This is a genomic window from Xanthomonas hortorum (assembly GCF_011305375.1).
Lineage (GTDB): Bacteria > Pseudomonadota > Gammaproteobacteria > Xanthomonadales > Xanthomonadaceae > Xanthomonas > Xanthomonas hortorum_E.
On record NZ_VCME01000001.1, the window covers coordinates 173,818 to 193,430 of the forward strand.

Sequence of the window (19,613 nt, forward strand, 5' to 3'; positions counted from 1 at the left end):
AGGCAACATGGCTCGAATTATATTGATCGAGGACTCGCCCACCGACCGGGCAGTCTTCAGTCAATGGCTGGAAAAAGCAGGCCATACCGTCGTCGCCACCGACAACGCCGAAGCGGGACTTGAGCTGATTCGCAGCCAGGCGCCCGATCTGGTGTTGATGGATGTGGTGCTGCCCGGCATGAGCGGCTTCCAGGCAACGCGTGCACTTGCACGCGACCAGGCCACCAAGGACATCCCCGTGCTGCTGGTCAGCACCAAGGGCATGGAAACCGACAAGGCCTGGGGTTTGCGACAAGGTGCCAGCGACTACATCGTCAAGCCGCCGCGCGAAGACGATCTGATCGCCCGCATCAAACAACTGGTGCGTTGATGCGTTCTCCATTCGACATTCTTGAAGACTACGAGCGTCGTAGTCTCGCGCACGCCACGGCGCTGCCGGAACGCCAGTTCTCGGCCGATATCTGGCGTGGCGTCGGTTATCGCGTCGGTACCCGGCGCCTGGTCTCGGATTTCCGCGAAGTGGCGGAAATCGTGCCGATGCCGCCGGTCACCCCGGTGCCGGGCGCACAGCCCTGGCTGCTGGGCGTGGGCAACCTGCGCGGCAATCTGTTTCCGGTGATCGATCTGAAGCAGTTCCTGGAGGGCCGGCGCACGGTGCTGCAGGAAGGCCAGCGTGTGCTGATCATGCGCCAGAGCGGTGGCGACGTCGCACTGACCATCGATGAGTTGTACGGCCAGCGCAGCTTCGAGCAGGTCCAGGCGGTCGAACCCGGCGAGTTGGCGCAAGGCCGCTACGCCCATTTCATTGAACGCGCCTTTCGCAACGAGACGCAGGACTGGGGTGTGTTCTCCCTGGCGTTGCTGTCGCGCACTCCTGAATTCCGGCAGGCCGCGGCCTAAGCCGCGACCCCGCCACGTCATACAGATCGAGGTCGAACCATGAGTACCGCCCCGGACGCCCGCAAGACCAACAAGCTCGGCAGCGTCAGCACCAGCTTCTGGCTTGGCTTGCTGGTGTTGTCGATGATCGTGTTTGGCGCCAACACCGGCGTGGCCACCTGGCAGGGCAGTCGCCTTGCCGGCGCCGGCACCGGCGCGGCCGATCTGCAGGTGCTGTCGCAGCAGCTGGCCAACCAGGGCCGCGAAGCGGTCTCCGGTGATGCGAAGGCATTTGCCACGTTCAAGGAGACCAAGAGCCGCATCGACAGCACGGTCAGCGAACTGGATGGCCGTTACGGCCAGGAAGGCTCGGTGGCCAGTGCGATGGCGCAGCTCAAGGCGACCTGGGTGCCGCTGAGCAAGAATGCCGATCAGATCATCGCCAGCGAACCGGCGGTGCTCGGTCTGGCCGGCAACGCCGAGCGCTTCTCCGGCAGCGTGCCGCAGTTGCAGGCGCAGTTGAACGAAGTGGTGCGCGCGATGACGGTCAGCGGCGCGCCGGCCTCGCAGATCTACAACACGCTGCAGCAGGTGGTGGTCGCCGGCACCATGGCGCGTCGGGTCACCGAAATGCGCGCCGGTGGCGCCAATGCGGCGGCCTCCGGCGATGCGCTGGCCCGCGACTCGGTGGTGTTCACGCAGATGCTGGAAGGCCTGCGCGCCGGCAACGACGAACTGGGTATCGCCGCAGTGCGCAACCCGGCCGCGCTGTCGGCGCTGGAGCAGTCGCAGGCGCAGTGGACGACGATGAAGAAGGACATCGACGCCATCCTCGCCACCTCGCGCAATCTGTTCGCCGCGCAGTCCTCCGCTGCCGCGCTGACCGTCGGTTCGAACAAGATGCTCGACGACAGCAAGAAGCTGTTCGACGCGTTCTCGGCGTTCGGTTCGGTGCGCGACACGCGCCTGTTCCCGAATTTCTGGCTGGGCGTGGTGTCCGGCCTGGTGGCGTTGCTGGCGATCATCGGTTTCGTCTGGAGCTCGGTGCGGGTGCGCTCGCGCGAGCAGGACGTGCGCTACCAGGCGCAGGTGGAATTCAACAGCCGCAACCAGCAGGCGATCATGCGGTTGCTGGACGAAATCAGCTCGCTCGGTGAGGGCGACCTGACCGTCAAGGCCTCGGTGACCGAGGACATGACCGGCGCGATCGCAGACGCCATCAACTACGCCGTGGACGAGCTGCGCCACCTGGTGACCACGATCAACGACACCTCGGCGAAAGTGGCCGTGTCGACCCAGGAAACCCAGGCCACGGCGATGCAGCTGGCCGACGCGGCCGGCCAGCAGGCCAACCAGATCACCACTGCCTCCGAGCGCATTAGCGAAATCGCCGCGAGCATCGAACAGGTCTCGCGCAACTCCACCGAGTCGGCCGAAGTGGCGCAGCGCTCGGTGGTGATCGCCGCCGAAGGTGCCGGCGTGGTGCGCGAGACGATCCAGGGCATGGACCAGATCCGCGACCAGATCCAGGAAACCTCCAAGCGCATCAAACGGTTGGGCGAGTCCTCGCAGGAAATCGGCTCGATCGTGGAGCTGATCAACGACATTTCCGAGCAGACCAACATCCTGGCGCTCAACGCCGCGGTGCAGGCGGCCTCGGCGGGTGAGGCCGGTCGCGGTTTCGCGGTGGTGGCCGACGAAGTGCAGCGTCTGGCAGAGCGCACCTCCGGCGCGACCCGGCGGATCGAAGGCCTGGTGCAGACCATTCAGGCCGATACCAACGAAGCGGTCAGCTCGATGGAGCAGACCACCTCCGAAGTGGTGTCCGGTGCACGCCTGGCCGAAGACGCCGGCACCGCGCTGACCGAAATCGAGCGCGTGTCCAACGCACTGAATAATTTGATCAAGAACATCTCCATCGCCGCGCACCAGCAGTCGGCTGCAGCGACGGATATCACACAGACCATGGGCGTGATCCGTCAGATCACCAGCCAGACATCGCAGGGTGCCGAGAAGACAGCCAAATCGATCGGCAACCTGGCCGAGCTCGCTGCCGATCTGCGCCGTTCGGTCGCCGACTTCAAGCTGCCGGCGTGACCACGACGCGCAACGGGAAAGGATCACAGCAGATGGCGCGTAGTCGCGTTACGTCGATGCAGGAACAGACCGGTCGCCGCGTGAGCGGTGCGTCGGTCGTAGGCAGGGGGCTGCAATGAGTGCGCTTCGCGATGCGATGAGTCACGCCGCGCTGGGCTGGGTCAAGCCGGAGTTGGATGAGACGTTGCGCCAGGCGCGCAACGAGATCGAGTATTTTGCCGAAGAACCATCCGACACCAGTCGGATGCGCTTCTGCGCCGGCTATCTGCACCAGGTGCAGGGCACGCTGCGCATGGTGGAGTTGTACGCCCCGGCCATGGTGGCCGAGGAGCTCGAGCTGCTGGCCCAGGCCGTGCAGGTCGGCGAGGTGGCCGACCGCGACGAAGCCTGCGCCATGCTGATGCGCGGCACCGTGCTGCTGCCCGATTATCTGGAGCGCCTGCAGAACGGCCATCGCGATATTCCGATCGTGCTGCTGCCGTTGCTCAATGAAATCCGTGCCACGCGTGGTCAGCCGGGCCTCAACGAGAGCGTGCTGTTCGCGTTCGATCCGCAGGCCGGTGTCGCCACCGAAGCCGAACTGGATCACGCACGCGGCAGCCTGAGCGGGCGCAATCGCGAGTTGCTCGACACTGTCGGCAATGCGGTCAAAGAAGAATTGCTGCGCGTCAAGGACGCGCTGGATCTGCACCTGCGGACCGGCGGCGACATTGCCGAGCTGCAGACCCAGGTCAAGGATCTCGGCAGCGTTGCCGACACCCTGGGCATGATGGGCCTGGGCGTGGCGCGCAACGTGGTGGTGCAGCAGCGCGATGCGCTGGCACGCGTGGTCGATGGCCATGTTCAGATGGACGAAGGCGTGCTGCTGGATATCGCCGGCGCGCTGCTCTATGTGGATGCTTCGCTGGACGACCAGGTCGCCAGTCTGGGTGCCGACTTCAGCGAAAACGAAGACGGCAGCAGCGGCGCCACCTCGGCGGAAGTGCGGCGCACGGTGGACGTGCTGGCACAGGAAGCGATCGCCAATTTCGGTGCGGCGCGCGAGCATTTCGTCGCCTTCATCGAAACCAATTGGGACCACGCGCGTCTGAGCAACGTGCCGCATCTGCTCGGCGAAGTCGGCGGTGCCTTGCGCATCCTCGAATTGCCGCAGGCGGCCGATTATCTGGAAGGTGTGCGTCGTTACGTCGATCTGGAATTGATCGGCAAGCAGCGCGTGCCCAGCGGGCGTCAGCTGGACACGCTGGCCGATGCGATGGCCAGCCTGGAGTACTACCTGGAAGCCCTGCGCGAGCGCCGTCCCGGCCGCGAAGAGATTCTGGACATCACCCGCAACAGCCTGGAAACGCTGCGCTATTGGCCGCTGCCGTCGGGCCAGCCGTCCGAATTGCCGGTGGGTGCCGACCAGCCGGGCGACGTGGTCGAGCCGCAGCCGGTTGCCGCCGCGTTCGCACCGCTTGCCGCTGCGCCGGGCGTTGTGGCCGCCAACGATATTGCGCCTACGCCGTCGCTGGAATGGGCCAACGAAACCGTGACCGAGGCGCCGTTCGCGGCCAGCGTGGTGCACGACACCGGCGCTGCCGCCACCGATACGGTGTTCTCGTTCGACCCGGTCGCTGCCGAAGAAACCGTGTCCGGTCAGGCGCACGTGCCGTTTACGGTCGCGCCGCTGGACCTATCCGACGATGGCGCGCAGGCGCCTGGCGACTGGCAGCTGGAAACCACCGAGCAAACCGCGCCCATCGCCACCTCCGCGTTCGACCCGGTATCGGCCGAGCAGGACGGCACGGTGCCGGCCGAGCTTGCGCAGGTCAGTTACACCGTGGATCTGAGCGCGCTGGAGCAGGACGACATCGCAACGCCGGTGGTTGCCGAGCAGGGGCCGCTGCAGATCGAGCAGATCGATCTGCCGGGCGATGCGGATCAGACCGAAGTACCCTTGGACTTCATCGCCGAGGCCGAGGCCAACACCCGCCGCGCGCAGACCAGCATCGACGATGCGTTCTCGCCGCCGCCGTTGCCGCCACTGTCGCCGCAGGAACCCGACAACCCGTTCGTCGACGCCGAGCCAGAGCCGCAGGCTCCGCCGGTGGAAGACACCGCAGAGTCGAGCCCGCCGCGCGTGCAGCAGGCGGTGGTCAGCGAGTTCGAACTGGACGACGCATCGGCCGCGTTCCTGGCCCAGCTCGACGCTGCCGCTGCGCAGTTCGACGTGAATCGTCCGCAGGCGCCGTTGACGACCAAGACCACTTCCTACGCTGCCGCCGACACCCACGCAGAGCCAGACACTGCGCAAACAGCGCCGGTGCAGACGCCGAGCGAACCCGTGCAGGGCACTGCGGACGCCGGCATCTTTGGCGGCTTCGGCGACAGCGATATCGATGACGATATCCGCGACGTGTTCCTGGAAGAATTCGACGAAGAACTGGTCAATCTCGGGCAGCTGTTACCGGTATGGCGTGCCGCCCCGAACAGCCCCGAAACCATGCGTCCGATCCGCCGTGTCTTCCATACCTTGAAGGGCAGCGGTCGGCTGGTCGGCGCGCATGTGCTGGGCGAGTTCAGCTGGAAGATCGAGAGCATGCTCAACCGCGTGCTCGACAACTCGCGGCCGGCCAGCCCGGCGGTCGTGGCGATGGTGCAACTTGCGTATGACGTGTTGCCGCAATTCAATGCGGCGCTGCGCGACCAGGGCCGCATCAGTGCAGATCTGCCTGAAATCCAGGCCGTTGCCGAGCGCGTTGCCGCCGGCGAAGAACTCTATTACGTGCCTGCGCCAGCGACGGCTGGCGTTGCAGATGTCGCAGTCATTCCAGACATTCCGGCCATTGCAGGCGTGCTGCCCGCAACCGGCGGCACACCCGCATCGGTAGACAGCGTGCTGCGCGAGATTCTGGAAGCAGAAGTCGCCACCCACCTGGAAACCGTCAACGCCTGGCTGCAGGCCACGCAGGTCGAGCCGCAGCTTGTCAGCGAAGAAGTGCTGCGTGCTGTGCACACGATGAGTGGCGCGTTCGCGATGACCGACGTGCCGGAAATCACCTTGGTGACCACGCCGGCCGAAAGTTACGTCAAGCGTCTGCTCGCCGCCTCGGTGACGCCATCGGCCGACGGCATCGATGCCATCAAGGCGACCGCCGCCGCGATCGCGACCACCGTCACTGCGTTGCGCGCCGATGCGCCGCTGATTCCATCGTTTGCGCCATTGACCGAGCGCCTGCGCGCGTTGGCGGATACGCTGCCGGAAGCGCAGTGGCCACCGCAGGTGTTCCTGGAGGAGTTGGACGATCTCGACGCGACGAGCGACGAGGCAGTCAGTAACGACACGGCGGTCGAGCTGACCGGCATGCAGGATCTGTCGCAGTATCTGGATGCGAGCGCATTGTCGTCGCATCCGGCCGATACCGCCGCGCCGACCCCTGTTGCCGATGAGGCTACGCAGGATGCCGATACGCAGGTCGCTGTCGATGCCGATGCACCGATCGCGGTCGACGAGCTGGCCGAAGCGGAAGCCGAAGACACCTCGGCGCTCGCGTTGGAAGCGCCTGCGCCAAGCGAAGCACACGAGACCGTCGATGTTGTGTCGGCAGAGCAGGGTGTTGCATCGGCAGAGCAGAGTGGTGATGTGGCCGAGACCGCGCATGCAGTGAGCGATGATGCGTTCGCATCTGCCGCCGAGTCGGAGCAGGTCGTTGACGCGTGGCAAGGCGATTTTGCGCAGCACGAGCGCATAGACGAAAGCGCATCGCACACTGCCGAAGCGCACGCCCCTCCGGCCGATGAGCCGGTGGTCGAAGCCGACGCCTGGGATGCGACCGAACTGCAGCACGCCGAGACTGTCGACACGGCGCCACATGACGAAACACGCGATGTGCCTGAAGCGACCGAGCACGTTGCGGTGGGCGAGTTGGCCGACGCAGAAGCCGCGTTGGGTGATACGCAGACGCTTGCCACGCCGGAAGCCGAGCATGCAGATGTCGAGCGCGCAGAGGCCGAGCATGCAGACGGCGAGCAGCAGGCGCTGACCGAGCACGGGGCCGTGCATGACCAGCACGATCAGCACGCTCAGATCGATGGCGACGCACCGGCGCAGGATGCCGACGCGCACTTGGTCGACGGCACACCGTCTGCTGACGAAGCGCCTGTCGAGACCATCGAAGCGTTGCAGGCGGTACACGATGAGGCCCCGGTGGCCGATGAGACGCCTGCATCGACGGCCGAAGACTGGACGCCGGAAACCGAAGCGCTGGACAGCGTATCGACCGATCAGGACGAACAGGTTTCCGCAGTGCACGACGATGCTGCCGTGGCCACGGAAGACAGCGCGCAACTGGGCGAGCAGACCTATTCGGAACAACACGCCGAGGCTGGCGAACAGGTGCCTTCGGAAGAGCCCGCGCCTTCGTATGAGCATGCGGAATCTGAAACGCATGTTCACTCCGACGCGCAGACGGACGATCAGGCGCGTTCGGAAGAACACGCCCACTCGAACGAACAAGTGCTGTCGGACGCACAAGCGCTGTCGGATGCACAAGCGCACGAGCATGCTGCCGAAGAACATGCTGGAGAAGTCGAGCAAGCTGCGGCAGGCGAGCTAGCTGCTGACGCCGAACGACCTGTAGAAGCCGAACAGGTTGCAGAAGATGAGCAGGCTGCAGCGGCTGAGCAAACCGCAGAGGCCGAGCAAACTGCCGAAGCCTTACCCGAGTACACCATCGAGTCGGTGCAGGCCTTCGAGATGGCACAGGTGGCCGATCAGGTCGAGGAGACCGGCGATCCGCAGTCCGAGATCGCACCGGAGCTGCATGCCGACGCGGCTGTAGATGTCGATGCGGATGCCGACAAGGACGGCAACACCGATGCCGACGCTCGACACAGCGACGAACACGCAACGCACGACACGACCGTGGCAACGGATCATGTCGAACTCACTGAGTACGTTGATCACACTCAACAAGCCGAACACATCGAGCACATCGAACCGGCCAGCGAAGAGTCGGCCAGCGAACCAGACGCCAGCGAGCAAGAAGACGCCACAGCCGCAGCCTTCAGCGCGCCGGTGGAAGAAGCCGCACCGGCCGACACCCCCGCCAACGATGTCGGCGCTGCCTTCGATATCGGCCAGCTCAACTTCGATCAGCTCGATGGCGAATTGGTCGACATCTTCGTCGAGGAAGGCCGCGACCTGCTGGACCATTGCGATGGTCTGATCGCCCGCATGCGCGAAGTGCCGGAAGACCGCGATGTCCTCAACGGACTGCAGCGCGATCTGCACACGCTCAAGGGCGGCGCGCGCATGGCCGGCATCAACGCCATCGGCGATCTCGGTCATGCGATCGAATCGCTGCTCGAAGCGGTGGCGGCCAACCGCACCGACATCGATCGCGACGACGTGCGCCTGTTCGAACGCGGCTTCGACCGGTTGCATCAGTTGTTGACCCGCACCGGCATGCACCGCGCCGTGGCGATGCCGACCGACCTGGTGGAAGCCTTCGAAACCCGTACCCGCGGCCGCAATGCCGCACCGCCCAGCGACGCCGATGTGCGTGCGATCGCCAAGGCGTCGGTGGAACCGGCACCGCTGTCGGCGCCGATCCCGGTGGAGGGCCAGGTCGAGGAAGAACTGATGCCGCGTGCGCAGCAGGAACAGGTGCGCGTGCGTGCCGACCTGCTGGACCGGCTGGTCAATCACGCCGGCGAAGTGGCGATCTACCGCTCGCGGCTGGAACAGCAGATGGGCGCCTTCCGCGGCGCCATGGGCGAACTGGATCGCACCAACGCGCGTTTGCGCGACCAGTTGCGGCGTCTGGATCTGGAAACCGAAGCGCAGATCGTGGCGCGTTATCAGCGCGAGCAGGACCAGGGCGACCGCACCTTCGATCCGCTGGAACTGGACCGCTTCTCCACCCTGCAGCAGCTCAGCCGCGCGCTGAACGAATCGGCGGCCGACTTGGGCGGTTTGCAGGGCGTGCTGGAAGATCTCTCGCGGCAATACGACGGCCTGCTGCAACAGCAGTCGCGCGTCAGCTCCGAGCTGCAGGACGGCCTGATGCGTGCGCGCATGGTGCCGTTCGACGGGCTGGTGCCGCGTCTGCGCCGGGTGGTGCGCCAGGCGGCCACCGATACCGGCAAGCAGGTGCACCTGGTGCTCGAAGGCACCCAGGGCGAGCTGGATCGCAACGTGCTCGATCGCATGGTCGCGCCGTTGGAACACATGCTGCGCAACTCGGTGGCGCATGGCCTGGAAACGCCGGAGCAACGGCGCGAGGCGGGCAAGCCGGAAGAGGGCAGCATCGCGATCCGTCTGCGCCGCGAAGGCTCGGAAATCGTGCTGGAAGTAGCCGACGATGGCGCCGGGCTGGACCGCGAGGCGATCCGTCGCCGCGGCGAGCAGCGCGGCCTGATCGAACCCGGCCAGGAGCTCAGCGAGGCCGAACTGGATGGCCTGATCTTCGCCTCCGGGTTCAGTACCTCCGAGCAGGTCAGCCAGCTGGCCGGCCGTGGCGTGGGCATGGATGTGGTGCGCAACGAAGTGCGTCAGCTCGGCGGCTCGGTGGATATTCACTCGGTGCGCGGCCAGGGCGTCACCTTCACCCTGCGCCTGCCACAGACGCTGGCGGTCACCCAGGCGGTATTCGTGCGGATCGGCGAAACCACCTTCGCGGTGCCGGTGGGTTCGGTCAGCGGTATCGGCCGCATCTCGCGTAGCCGTTACGAATCGGGCGAGGGCGGTTACCACTACGCCGGCGAAGAGTATGTGCTGCACGACCTGGGCTCGCTGGTCGGCCAGCCGGTTGCGCGTGCCGATGGCCAGGCGCAGGTGCCGTTGTTGCTGGTGCGTGCGGGCGACCTGCGCGCGGCAGTGGCGATCGATCAGGTGCTGGGCAACCGCGAAATCGTGGTCAAGCCGGTGGGTCTGCAGATCGCCTCGGTGCCGGGTATCTACGGCGCCACCATCACTGGCGATGGCCGCGTGGTGGTGATCCTGGACGTGGCGCCGCTGGTACGTCGTTACCTCAGCCAGCCGGCGCGTCCGGCGCTGGAAACGCCGGCCGAAGCGCAGCGCCAGGTGCCGTTGGTGATGGTGGTGGACGATTCGCTGACCATGCGCAAGGTCACCAGCCGCGTGCTGGAACGTCACAACCTGGATGTCACCACCGCCCGCGACGGCGTCGAGGCGCTGGAGCTGCTCGAAGAGCGCGTGCCCGACCTGATGCTGCTGGATATCGAAATGCCGCGCATGGACGGCTACGAGTTGGCGACCGCCATGCGCGCCGACCCGCGCTTCAAGGCGGTGCCGATCGTGATGATCACCTCGCGCAGTGGCGAGAAGCATCGCCAGCGTGCCTTCGAGATCGGTGTGCAACGTTATCTGGGCAAGCCCTACCAAGAGTTGGATCTGATGCGAAACGTGTATGACCTGCTGGGGATCGCCCGTGTCCGAGAATAATGGCGCAATGGGAACGCCGGTCGCCCTGCTGGGCCGGCCCGGTCCGGCGCGCGAGCGCCTGCGTGAAGCGCTCGGTCTGGCCGGTGCGCAGGTGGTGCTGGAAGACGATCCCTCTGCGGTGGACGTGCAGATGTTGCGCGACGCCGAGCCGGTGGCGGTGCTGGTCGCGCTGGAGCCGTCGATCGAAGACGCACTCGAAGCGCTGGAACCGGCTTTCAACATGCCCGGTGTCACGGTGATCTTCGACGAGGCTGAGTTGACCGTGCGCCGCGAGGGCTGGGAAGCGCAGCGGTGGGTACGCCATCTGGCCGCCAAGCTGCACGGCCATGCCGACGTGTTGCCGCCGGGCACCGAAAGTGAGCCGTCGTTGCAGCCCGAGCCTGGCCTGGAACTGGCGCCGCGGCAGCATTCGGATCTGCAGCTCGACCAGCATCTGGAAGCAGCCGCGCAGATCTTCGAACGCATTCCTGGCGATGGATTTTTCACGCGTTCCGGCAGCACTGATGCCGCTGCGGTTGTTGACGACAAACCGAGCCTTTCGCTGGGCGATTCCAGCACCTGGGGCCTGGTCGATGAGGTCGCCGTGGTGGTGCGCCCGCGTGCCGAGCTGGACGTGGCTGGGCTGTCGACCGGCGGTTTGTCGCTGGTTGAGCTGGATCACACGGGCGAGACCGCCGGTGCGGTGCTGGTGATGGCCGGTATCGGTGGCCCGGATGCGATCCGTCGGCTGCTGGGCGCGTTGCCGCCACAGTTTCCGCGCGCCGTGCTGGTGCGCATGACGCTGGATGGTGGCCAGTACGGCAACCTGGTGCGGCAGATGGGGCGTGTGTCTGCGCTACCGGTCGAGCTGGCTGAAGTCGGCCAGGTGATCGTGGCCGGCAAGGTGTATGTACTGCCCGAAGAAGTTGGTGTGCAGCAGCATGCGGGCGCCCTGGCCTTTATCGCGCACACCGATCCTGCCGCGCTGGTGGCCGCGTTGCCGCCGGCCGACAGTGCGGTGCTGATGCTCAGCGGTGCCAACGAGGCGCTGGTGGATGCATCGCTGGCGCTGGCGGAACAGGGCGGTTGGTTGGCGGGTCAGTCCGCCGACGGTTGCTACGACCCGGCTGCGGCAGCGCGTCTGGCACGCCAAGGCATTTTGACCGGCGACCCTGCGCAATTGGCGCAGGCGTTGGCACAGCGCTGGCCGGCGTAAGCCGGGCGCTTCCTCTCAGATCGGAACAAGTGCGATGAGCTACGCCAACAATGACGAAATCCGCGGCGTCCTGATCCAGGCCGGACAGGAGCGCGTGCTGCTGCCGAATGCCACCGTGGCAGAGGTGATGTCGCGGGTAGCGGTCGAGCCGATGGCCGACATGCCGCGCTGGGTGGTTGGGCGCATCGACTGGTACGGCTGGAAAGTGCCGTTGCTGTCGTTCGCGCGCCTCAGCGGCATGGGCGAAGAGCCCGCCGCAGTCAACAACAAGGTGATCGTGCTGAAGGCGCTCGGTGGCGATCCGGCGCTGCCGTATTTCGCGCTGCTCACCGCCTCGTTCCCGCAGCTGATCTCGGTGCCGCGCGACGGCCTGCTGGCCGACGCCTCCGAAGACGCACTGCCCGACGGCGTGCACATGCGTGTGCTGCTGGGCGAGCAGAGCGCACTGCTACCGAACCTGGATGCGATCGAAGCGCAGGTTGCGCAGGCGCTTGCCGCGGTTGCTGCCTAAGCGCGGCTGGCAAGACGACGACGCGGCGGCATCTGCACCACGCGCACTGTCATGAGCCTTCCCGTTTTCGCGCCAGTGCATCATGCAGACGGTGTGGTGCTGTGCGATCTGGCGGTGGTCGATCCGGCGGCGATGGCCGAGTACCACACCAGTAACCGCGCACATCTGGCCGGTGCCATGCCACTGCGGCCGCCTGCGTTCTACACCACCGACGGCTGGCGGCGGCTGAGTATCGCTTATCGCACTGCGGTGCCCGGCGAGCGCGAGTTGCAACTGGTGTTGTTGCGCGATGCACAGGTGATCGGCACGGTCGGCTTCACCCAGATCCAGCGTGGCGCTTTCCAGGGCTGCCATCTGGGCTACGGCCTGGATGCGCAGCAGCAGGGACGCGGGTTGATCCAGTGGGCGGCCACGCAGGGCATCGCCTTCGCATTCGGCCCGCTCGGGCTGCATCGGGTGATGGCGCAATACGTCCCCGACAATCTGCGCAGTGCGCGTGTGCTGCAGCGGTTGGGTTTCCAGATCGAAGGTTATGCGCGGCGTTATCTGCAATTGAATGGCGTCTGGCGCGACCATGTGTTGACCAGCAAGTTGCGCGACGATGACCCACCTGTTGGCGCTTAGTGCCTGTGGAGTACGCGTTGAGTTGCCGATGTGCGCGGTCGATTTGCTGAGCGTTTATTCGCGATTTGCTGTGCAGCGCCTGACGTTTGAGAGACGACTGGTCCACCAAAAGGTCAGGGCTTACACAACTGCGCGCGTTGCCCAGTGGCGCTACCTTGCGTTGATGTCTGCGTTGATCGCAGCGTTGTGCTGAAAGGGGGCGCCCTTATTGCGCAGTGTCGAATGGTTCGAGGCGTAGCTGGTCAGCTGCCAGGTGCGTGTCTTGCACGATATCCACCTGCGTCGACCAGCCGCGTTGCTTGAGTTGATCGCGCAGTTGAGTGGCCCAGCTCTGCACCTCGGGCGCATCCGCTGTGGCGGCCCGGAGGCGGATCTGTGCAGGCGCTCGATCGGCCGACAGTGCGTAACGCGCAAGCCAGTCGCGTGGCGAAGTGGAAAGTTTTAGCAGACCGGGCTTGCGGGCCATGCTGCCTTTTGCCTGGTAGACCTTTGCGTCCGGCGCGGCTGTGCTTCCGGTTGGTCTGGATGATGGAGATGCATCGCGATGGGCATCGAGGTGCAGTGTGGGTGCATTGCGCACGCGCAGCGGAGCAGCCTGGCCTGCGACAGGTGCAGCGCGGGAAATGAGCGGTGTTTCTGCTGCATACGCGTTGGTCTGTGTTCGCTCGACCAGTGAGGTTTGCGCTGACGGCGATACAGGTGCCGATGCCGCGTCTGGTGCAATCGGTGCGGGTGCGGGTGCGGGTGTGCTGCGATCTGCGGTTGCGGCAAGCGAGCCACTGACGAATGCATCGGCCGGGCTTGCGACGATTGGAGCAGGCGGCGGCGGGGGCGCTGCTGGTACCTGCGCGTCGATGGATTGCGCATCAACATCTGGCGCGGGTTCGGCGACGCTCATGGCTGCAAGTGCAGGCGCAGCAGCAGGTGCCGCAGCAGGCGATGCAGGTGCGGGTGCGGTAGCAGGAGTTGGCGATGGCGCACTGACTGGTTCCGGAGCGACGATCCGGGCTGGCGATGGCAGCGCGGGCGGCAGTGACGACTGCGATGGTCGTGGCGCTGTCGAAGGCGCCGCCGCATTGGGTGCCTCGGCATACGCCGGTGCCGGCAGTGCAGGCATGTCGGATGTGCTGTCTGCTGTGCGATCCACCTGGTGGGCGTCGCGCATTGCCTGTTGAGTCTTTTGCGGTTCTGCCAATGCCGTATCAGGCGTCGTAGCCGTCGGCAGCTCCAGCGTGGGTTGGCTGGCCTGCCACTGCAGGCCAATGCCAACGGCCAGGGTGATCGATGCAGCGAAGGCGAGCGTTGGCATCCAGCGCGGGCGCCGGCTGCTGCGCCGGGAGGCGGCTGCGTGGCTGGTTTGAGTAGAGGTTGTGCTTGATTGGAGTGCTGGCAGTGTTGATGCCTGAGCCTGAGCAGCAGACGCAGACGCAGATGAAGATGAAGATGAAGATGCAATTTCAGGCGCAGATGGGGAGCGCGATGCAGCTCCAGAGGTATCTACCGCTTCATTCGAAGAAGCCGACAGATCCGCAGCTATCGACGCATCTTTAGCTAGAGATAAATCCGCAGCCATCGAAGTATCTTTAGCTAGAAATACCTCTGCAGCCATCGACACATCTGCAGCGGAGGGCACATCCACACTCGGCCGCATAGCTGCCTTGTCAGTGCGCGCTTGCTGCTCGATCCACGCACGCGCAGATGCGCTCAACGCCGTCCCCAATGCCTGATCGGCACGCTCGCCCTGCGCAAGACGCGCCTGCACGGCAGCGCGCTGTGCTGCCTGCGCTTGTTCGGTTTGCGCGGCAGCGGCGGCAAACACGGCTGCCATCGTGGAGGGTGCTTCGAATTGCAATCCGTCCTGTGCGGGAGTCGCTGCATTGCGTTCGGCATCTGCAGTGCGCGCGGCCTGCGCAAACCATGCATCCATGGACGCAGGCGGTGCATGCGACGGCAGGGCACGCAGCAGTGCGGCAAGGCCATCGCTGCCCGCGAGAAAGCGGTCGAATGCGCTACTCATTGCGTCGCATCCAGGCTCAGGCGCAGTTTTGCGAACGCATAGCGCAGCCGGCTCTTGACGGTCTCGAAGCCTTCGCCGATCACCTGGGCGATTTCTTCCATGCTGAGTTCGGCAAAGAAGCGCAGCACCACCACTTCGCGCTGTGCGTCGGGCAATGCCATCACTGCGGCGCGCACGCGATGTTGCTGCTGGCCGAGCACGGCCAACTGCTCGGTGCTCAAGTCGTCGTCTGGCAGCTGCAGATGCGCATCGTCCAGCGCAACCGAGGTGGTGTGATATGCGCTGCGGCGGATGTCGATCCAGCCGTTGCGCGCGATCTGAAACAGGAAACTGATGAACGTCGCCTGCCCGGGTCGATAGTCGCTGCAGCGTGTCATCAGCTTGACCCAGGTCTTCTGCGCGAGATCTTCCGCTTCGCTCAGGTTGCCTTCGCACAACCAGGCCAAAAAATTGAACAGGGCGCGGTTGTGGCGCGTGAACAACTCGGTGGCCGGTTGTTCGACAAACCCATTGGCGACGAGGAGCATGAGCTCCTCGTCGGGAAGGTGCGCAAGATCGGCAGGTTGCATGCGCGCAGTATAGGCAAGCGCCGCGTGCATCAGTCGGTGTTGGCGAGTGGCCGGGTGCTCAGGGTGTCGGCCTGCTGCACCATGCGCAGAAAATCGGCGCGGTAGCCGAAGTGGTCGCTGCCCAGGCTGCCGGCAGCCAAGGCGCGTACCTGCGGATAATCCCAGCCACGCAACTGACTGCCGCCACGCAGGCGCTGGCCGAACCCGGCCACTGCGGCGGAAAAGCGGAAGGCATCGCTGGTGGCGTTCAAGGCGCGGCGTTGCTCGCTGCGGACCACCGTGTCGAGCAGCTGGCTACGCTGTGCGTCGGGCAGTTTGTAGCGCAATTTGACGTGCGCCAGTTCGTTGTCCACCGCACGCTGCTGTCGAGGCGCGGTGGTGGTGGCATAGCGTAGCGGGTCCACCGATGCGTGGCCGTCGGTCGGAGTGATTTCATACAACGCGGTGACGGTGTGGCCTGCGCCGATCTCGCCTGCATCGACCTGGTCGTTGTTGAAATCCTCGCGTTGCAAGGCACGGTTTTCGTAGCCGATCAGGCGATATTCCTTGACCGTGTCGGGATTGAATTCGACCTGGATCTTGACGTCTCGGGCGATCGTGGCCAGCGTCGCGCCCAGCTCGTGGGTGAGTACCTTGCGTGCTTCCAGCGGCGAGTCGATGTAGGCGTAGGCACCGTCGCCGGCATCGGCCAGCTGCTCCATCAAGGTGTCGTTGTAGTTGCCTGTGCCGAAGCCGAGCGTGGACAACGCCACACCGGAGCGCCGCTTCTCGGCGACCATGCCCTTGAGCTGATCGAAGTCGGTGACGCCCACGTTGAAGTCGCCATCGGTGGCCAGCAGGATGCGATTGATGCCGCCACGCAGATAGCTTTGCTGCGCCGCCTTGTACGCCAGCTCGATGCCGCTGGCACCGGCGGTGCCGCCGCCCGATTGCAGGCTGTCGATAGCTTCGACAATGCGCGCTTGTTGATTACCTGGGGTAGGCGGCAACACCACTGCGGTGTTGCCGGCGTAGGTCACCAGGGTGATGCGATCTTGTTTGCGCAGCTGACGCACCAGCAGTTTGAGCGAGGCTTGCAGGAGCGGCAGCTTGTCCGGCGCGTCCATCGAGCCGGAGACGTCGACCAGGAAGACCAGGTTGGCGGGCGGCAGGTCGGCGGTGGCGATGTCGCGGCCGGCGATGCCCACGCGCAGCAGCAGGCTGTCGTTGTTCCAGGGCGTGCTCGCCAGTTCGGTGCGCACGGCGAACGGTTGACCATTGGTGGGCGCCGGGTCGTCGTAGCGGAAGTAGTTGATCAATTCTTCCACGCGCACTGCGTCGACCGGCGGCAGCGTGCCTGCACTCAGGAAGCGCCGCACATTGCTGTAGCTGCCGGTGTCCACGTCGATGCTGAAGGTGGACACCGGATTCGCCGCGGTCTGCACGATCGGGTTGTCGCTCAGCGTTTGGTAGGTTTCGCGGTTGTCGGCGGGTGCCGGGAGGATCGGCGGCATCGGCATGAGGTTGTCGAGCATTGGGCGACGCGCGACCAGTTTGGCGGCCGGTGCGCGTTGTGCCACGAAGGACTCGAGCGCGATGGGCGCTGCCGGCATCGGCGATGGCATCGGCATCGCTGATGGCGATAACGGTGCCGGTTGTGGGCTCGGCGCAGACGGCTGCTGCATGGGGTATGCGGGGACAGGCGCTGCGAGATTGCCTTCTGTGTGGGGCGTGGTCGATGCGCTGGGTTGCGATGGCTGCGCGGTTGCAGGCGGCGCGGTGGTGCGCGAGCTGTCGCTGTTCGGCTCGGTCGGCTCGTGCGAGCAGGCGCTCAGCAGCAGGGCGAGCGCAAGAAGGCTGTGACGTGGCATGGGAATCCTTTGCGTGGCGAAGGTGGGATGGGTGAACAACCGGACAGCCCGAGGTCGCCGTGCACTGCGCCTCTGGTGAGTAAACGGGCCAGTGCGCCGAATGGGGTTAAGTGGGTTGAAGATTTTTTGGTCGCTGGTGCGTGCTGCTGTTTGCAGCGCCAGCGGGGGGGGATTCTTCCCTTCTCCCATCGGGAGAAGGTGGCGCGTAGCGCCGGATGAGGGTACGGCTGGGCAGGGCGGTGTCGGTCGCCTCGTACCCTCACCACAACCCCCCGCTCCGCGCCCCGGCCCGGCCCGCGCCAGCAGCGGGCGCTCCAAGGCACGCGCGCCAGTGGCGCGCAAGCCGTGCATTCTCGCCCCGCTGGAGAGGGGCTTTACAGCCATTACCGTGCGTTATGCGCGGATCCGCATTACTGGGGGCCGCAATACGGTTTATCCGCACGCGGCGCTGCCGCATGATAGAAGGCTGTTGCCGCGTCCTGCGGCTGCCTGTTTTCTTCATGCATGGAGTTCGCCCGGATGATCCAACGTCGTCACTTCCTCAAGAGCGCCACGCTTGGTGCGATCGCTTCCGGTCTGGCCGGGTGGGGCGCACGTGCGCAGGCGGCGGTCGGTGCCGGCACCGGCGGGCGCGTTGCGGTGTTGCCGCGCGGCCAGGCGCGGGTGATTTCCACCTGGGATTTCGGCATTGCGGCCAACCAGGCCGCCTGGAAAATTCTCAGTACCGGCGGCATCGCGCTGGATGCAGTGGAAGCCGGCGTGCGCGTGCCCGAAGCGGACCCGAGCAATCCCACCGTGGGGCTGGGTGGTTACCCGGATCGCGATGGGCGGGTGACGCTGGATGCCTGCATCATGGATCACCTGGGCAATTGCGGCTCGGTTGCTTCACTGGAAGACGTGGTGCATGCCATCTCGGTAGCGCGCGCGGTGATGGAGAAAACCCCGCATGTGATGCTGGTCGGCGATGGTGCGCGTCAGTTCGCGTTGGAGCAGGGCTTTCCGAAGACCAAGCTGCTCACGCCCAGCTCGGAAGCGGCGTGGAAGGAGTGGTTGAAGACCTCGAAGTATTCGCCGGAAGCCAACATCGAAAACCGCGCCTGGCGCGATGCCAAATTGCCGGGCGGCAAGGACAATCACGACACCATCGGCATGCTGGCGCTGGATGCGCACGGCAATCTGTCTGGTGCGTGCACCACCAGCGGCATGGCGTGGAAGATGCACGGGCGCGTTGGCGACAGCCCGATCATCGGTGCGGGCCTGTATGTGGACAACGAGGTGGGCGGTGCGACCTCGACCGGCGTTGGCGAGGAAGTGATCCGCAATGTCGGTAGTTTCGCGGTGGTGGAAATGATGCGTCAGGGCAAGTCGCCGGCCGATGCCTGCCGCGAGGTCGTCATGCGGCTGATACGGCGCAAGCCCGAACTCACCCGCACACTGCAGGTGGGGTTTCTGGCAATGAACAAGCGGGGCGAGGTGGGTGCATTCGCGATCCAGAAGGGTTTCAGCTACGCGGTCTGCGATGCGCAACGTCAGGATCTGCTGGTGCCCGGTGAAAGCCACTACACCACTGAGCCTGCGGCATGAGCGCGTTGGGGCTGGAAGTGGCTGCCGATTCGATAGGTTCGGCATTGGCTGCGCAGGAGGGCGGTGCGATGCGGGTCGAGCTCTGCGGGGGGCTGGATGGCGGCGGGTTGACGCCGTCGTTCGGCACGCTGGCGGTGGTGCGTGAGCGTTTACAGATTCCGCTGTATGTGTTGATCCGTCCGCGCGTGGGCGATTTCGTCTTCGATGCGGACGAGGTCGAGGTGATGCGGCGCGATGTGGAGCTGTGTGTGCGGCTGGGCTGCGATGGCGTGGTGTTGGGCGCGCTGGATCCGGATGGGCAGGTCGATATGGCCACGATGCGGGTGTTGATCGCGGCAGCGGGATCGCTCGGTGTGACCTTCCATCGTGCGATCGATGTCAGTGCCGATCCGGGGCGCGCGCTGGAAGATGCGATCACGCTGGGTTGCGAGCGAGTGCTGACGTCGGGTGGGCGTGCGAGCGCGCTTGAAGGTGTGGACACCATTGCTGCACTGGTGCGTCAGGCCGGCGATCGGATCAGCGTGATGCCGGGCGCTGGTGTGTCCGAAACCAATGTACTTACGCTGCGTGCCAAGACCGGTGCGCGCGAGTTTCATGCCTCCTCACGTGGGCCGGTTGCGGCGCAGGTGCATGCGCGGCATGCGTATATCACTGATCTGGGCGGCGATTACCAGCGTACCGATGTGGCACGTGTGCGGCGGATAGTGGGGTTGTTGCAGGGGGCATGAGGTTGGAAGCTGCTCAGTTGTAGAGCGGCTGATCTGTGGCTTGGCTGCAGGGCCCTTGCCCGCCCACCGTCGCGGGACACGCCGCAAGTACGTCCGTGTAGGCTCTTAC

General features: G+C 65.4%; 13 protein-coding genes. 10 read left to right on the forward strand and 3 right to left on the reverse strand.

Translation table 11 applies throughout. The features are described 5' to 3' along the window. The first annotated feature begins 7 nt into the window (after positions 1-7). From FFY45_RS00670 to FFY45_RS00700, 7 genes are all read left to right on the forward strand, one after another. On the forward strand, positions 8-370 hold the full coding sequence (locus FFY45_RS00670; protein WP_006450735.1) for a response regulator: 363 nt from the start codon (positions 8-10) through the stop codon (positions 368-370). Then, positions 370-900 carry a chemotaxis protein CheW gene (locus FFY45_RS00675; protein ID WP_006450736.1) on the forward strand — a complete coding sequence of 177 codons (531 nt, stop codon included), beginning with the start codon at positions 370-372 and terminating at the stop codon, positions 898-900. The genes FFY45_RS00670 and FFY45_RS00675 overlap by 1 nt, the downstream gene beginning before the upstream one ends. Before the next feature lie 39 nt (positions 901-939). Continuing rightward, positions 940-2,976 (forward strand): methyl-accepting chemotaxis protein, encoded by a 2,037-nt coding sequence (locus tag FFY45_RS00680; RefSeq protein WP_176338952.1) that lies wholly within the window; start codon positions 940-942, stop codon positions 2,974-2,976. Positions 2,977-3,091: 115 nt separating this feature from the next. After that, positions 3,092-10,426, forward strand: a complete 7,335-nt coding sequence (locus tag FFY45_RS00685) for an Hpt domain-containing protein (RefSeq protein ID WP_176338953.1) — start codon at positions 3,092-3,094, stop codon at positions 10,424-10,426. A gap of 7 nt (positions 10,427-10,433) precedes the next feature. Continuing rightward, positions 10,434-11,621: a chemotaxis protein CheB gene (locus FFY45_RS00690; protein WP_176339088.1), complete on the forward strand. Its 1,188-nt coding sequence runs from the start codon at positions 10,434-10,436 to the stop codon at positions 11,619-11,621. A 34-nt stretch (positions 11,622-11,655) separates the two neighbouring features. Then, entirely contained in the window at positions 11,656-12,132 is a 477-nt protein-coding gene (locus tag FFY45_RS00695; RefSeq protein WP_006450740.1) for a chemotaxis protein CheW, read from the forward strand. 51 nt (positions 12,133-12,183) lie between these two features. Further along, positions 12,184-12,756 carry a GNAT family N-acetyltransferase gene (locus FFY45_RS00700; protein ID WP_176338954.1) on the forward strand — a complete coding sequence of 191 codons (573 nt, stop codon included), beginning with the start codon at positions 12,184-12,186 and terminating at the stop codon, positions 12,754-12,756. A gap of 205 nt (positions 12,757-12,961) precedes the next feature. On the opposite strand, the gene FFY45_RS22050 is transcribed toward FFY45_RS00700, so the two are convergent. The 3 genes from FFY45_RS22050 to FFY45_RS00715 form a co-directional block, all read right to left on the reverse strand. Further along, positions 12,962-14,365 (reverse strand): hypothetical protein, encoded by a 1,404-nt coding sequence (locus FFY45_RS22050; protein WP_255171834.1) that lies wholly within the window; start codon positions 14,363-14,365, stop codon positions 12,962-12,964. Between the two features lie 404 nt (positions 14,366-14,769). Continuing rightward, positions 14,770-15,342 carry a sigma-70 family RNA polymerase sigma factor gene (locus FFY45_RS00710; protein WP_176338955.1) on the reverse strand — a complete coding sequence of 191 codons (573 nt, stop codon included), beginning with the start codon at positions 15,340-15,342 and terminating at the stop codon, positions 14,770-14,772. A gap of 29 nt (positions 15,343-15,371) precedes the next feature. Next, the gene (locus FFY45_RS00715; protein WP_439333502.1) at positions 15,372-16,856 is read right to left on the reverse strand and encodes a vWA domain-containing protein; all 1,485 of its coding nucleotides are present in this window, start codon (positions 16,854-16,856) and stop codon (positions 15,372-15,374) included. Between the two features lie 178 nt (positions 16,857-17,034). On the opposite strand from FFY45_RS00715, the gene FFY45_RS22055 reads away from it, so the two are divergent. The 3 genes from FFY45_RS22055 to FFY45_RS00725 all read left to right on the forward strand — a co-directional run bounded on the left by FFY45_RS22055 (position 17,035) and on the right by FFY45_RS00725 (position 19,504). Then, entirely contained in the window at positions 17,035-17,184 is a 150-nt protein-coding gene (locus FFY45_RS22055) for a hypothetical protein (protein WP_255171836.1), read from the forward strand. A 527-nt stretch (positions 17,185-17,711) separates the two neighbouring features. After that, positions 17,712-18,776 (forward strand): glycosylasparaginase, encoded by a 1,065-nt coding sequence (locus FFY45_RS00720; RefSeq protein ID WP_176338957.1) that lies wholly within the window; start codon positions 17,712-17,714, stop codon positions 18,774-18,776. After that, a complete protein-coding gene (locus FFY45_RS00725; protein ID WP_176338958.1) occupies positions 18,773-19,504 on the forward strand; it encodes a copper homeostasis protein CutC in 732 nt (243 codons plus the stop codon). Before FFY45_RS00720 ends, FFY45_RS00725 begins: the two co-directional genes overlap by 4 nt. The last annotated feature ends 109 nt before the right edge of the window (positions 19,505-19,613 follow it).